Genomic DNA, 2,166 nt, shown 5'->3' with positions numbered 1-2,166 from the left:
GGCGAGTTCGACGCCGCGTTCTTCGGGATCAGCCCGCGCGAGACCCTCGGCATGGACCCGCAGCAGCGACTGCTGCTCGAAACGTCCTGGGAGACCTTCGAGCGCGCCGGCATCGACCCGGCGACGCTGCGCGGCAGCAAGGCCGGCGTGTTCATCGGCACCAACGGCCAGGACTACCCCGACCTGCTCCGCGACGGCGTCCCCCAGGGCGTCGAGCAGTACCTCCTCACCGGGAACGCGGCCAGCGTCGTCTCCGGCCGCCTCTCCTACACCTTCGGCCTCGAAGGCCCCGCCGTCACCATCGACACCGCCTGCTCGTCCTCGCTCGTCGCCCTCCACCTCGCGGTGCAGGCGCTGCGGGGCGGCGAGTGCTCGCTGGCGCTCGCGGGCGGTGTCACGGTCATGTCCAGCCCGCGCGCCTTCGTGCAGTTCAGCCGGCAGCGCGGGCTCGCCCCCGACGGCCGGTGCAAGCCGTTCGCCGACGGCGCCGACGGCACCGGCTGGGGCGAGGGCGTCGGAATGCTCCTCGTCGAGAAGCTCTCCGACGCCCGCCGCCTCGGCCACCCCGTACTCGCCGTGGTCCGCGGCTCCGCGATCAACCAGGACGGCGCGAGCAACGGCCTGACGGCCCCCAACGGGCCGTCGCAGCAGCGCGTCATCCGCCAGGCGCTCACCAACGCCGGGCTCACCCCGGCGCAGGTCGACGTCATCGAGGCGCACGGCACCGGCACCACCCTCGGCGACCCCATCGAGGCCCAGGCCATCCTGGCCACCTACGGCCAGAACCGGCCCGAGGGCCGACCGCTGTGGCTGGGCTCCATCAAGTCCAACATCGGGCACACCCAGGCCGCTGCCGGTGTCGCGGGCATCATCAAGATGGTCGAGGCGATACGGCACGGCGTCCTGCCCGAGTCGCTCCACATCGACCAGCCGTCCAGCGCCGTCGACTGGAGTACCGGCGACGTCGAACTGCTCACCCGGGCCGTGCCGTGGCCCGAGACCGGCCAGCCGCGCCGCGCCGGCATCTCCTCCTTCGGCGTCAGCGGCACCAACGCCCACACCGTCATCGAGCAGGCCCCGCCCGCCGACGCACCCGGCGCGGACGCGAAGACCGACGGCACGGGCGCCACCGACAGCGCTGACGCCGCGGTGGACGCGGAAGGTGCCACCGGGCCCGTGCCGCTGCTGGTCTCCGGCCAGGGCGACGACGCCCTGCGCGCCCAGGCCGCCCGCCTCGCCGCCCACCTGCGGGCCCACCCCGCACTCGCGGCGGACCCCGCCGCCCTGACCGACCTCGGCTTCTCCCTCGCCACCAGCCGCTCCGCCCTCGACCGCCGGGCCGTCCTCTTCGCCGCCGACCGCGAGCAGCTGCTGGCCGACCTCGACGCGCTCGCCGCCGGCGAGCAGCCCGCGACCGCCGTCCTCGGCGCCGCCGGCGACGGCAACACCGCCTTCCTCTTCACCGGCCAGGGCAGCCAGCGCGCCGGCATGGGCCGCGAGCTGTACGCCACCCACCCCGGCTTCGCCCGCGCCCTCGACGCGGTCCGCGACGAACTCGACCGGCACCTCGAACGCCCCCTGTACGAGGTGCTGTTCGCCGCCGAAGACACCCCCGAGGCGGCGCTGCTCGACGCGACCGCCTACACCCAGGCCGCCCTGTTCGCCGTCGAGGTCGCCCTCTACCGCCAGCTCGAACAGTGGGGCGTCACCGCCGACTTCCTCATCGGGCACTCCATCGGCGAACTCGCCGCCGCCCACGTCTCCGGCGTCCTCACCCTCCCCGACGCGGCCGCCCTCGTGGCCGCCCGCGGCCGCCTCATGCAGGCCCTGCCCGCCGGCGGCTCGATGATCGCCGTCGAGGCCACCGAGGACGAGGTCACCCCGCTCCTCACCGACCGGGTGTCCATCGCCGCCGTCAACGGCCCCCGCTCCGTGGTCGTCTCCGGCCACGAGGACGCCGCCGAGGAGATCGCCGAGGCCCTGCGCGCCCGCGGCCGGCGCACCAAGCGGCTCACCGTCAGCCACGCCTTCCACTCGCCGCTCATGGACGGCATGCTCGACGCGTTCCGGGAAGCCGCCGAAGCCGTCTCCTACGCGCCGCCCGTCATCCCGATCGTCTCGAACCTCACCGGCGCCTCCGTCACCGCCGAGGAGATCTGCACCGCC

At 74.8% G+C, this 2,166-nt stretch carries 1 protein-coding gene; it reads left to right on the top strand.

What is annotated here, in order from left to right; genetic code table 11:
- On the top strand, positions 1-2,166 hold a 2,166-nt coding region (locus OG982_RS30865; RefSeq protein WP_266950278.1), incomplete at both ends, for a type I polyketide synthase.

Source organism: Streptomyces sp. NBC_01551 (assembly GCF_026339935.1).
In the GTDB taxonomy this organism is placed as follows: domain Bacteria; phylum Actinomycetota; class Actinomycetes; order Streptomycetales; family Streptomycetaceae; genus Streptomyces.
The sequence above is the reverse complement of the archived record's forward strand: the minus strand, read 5'-3'. Positions and strand labels throughout refer to the sequence as shown.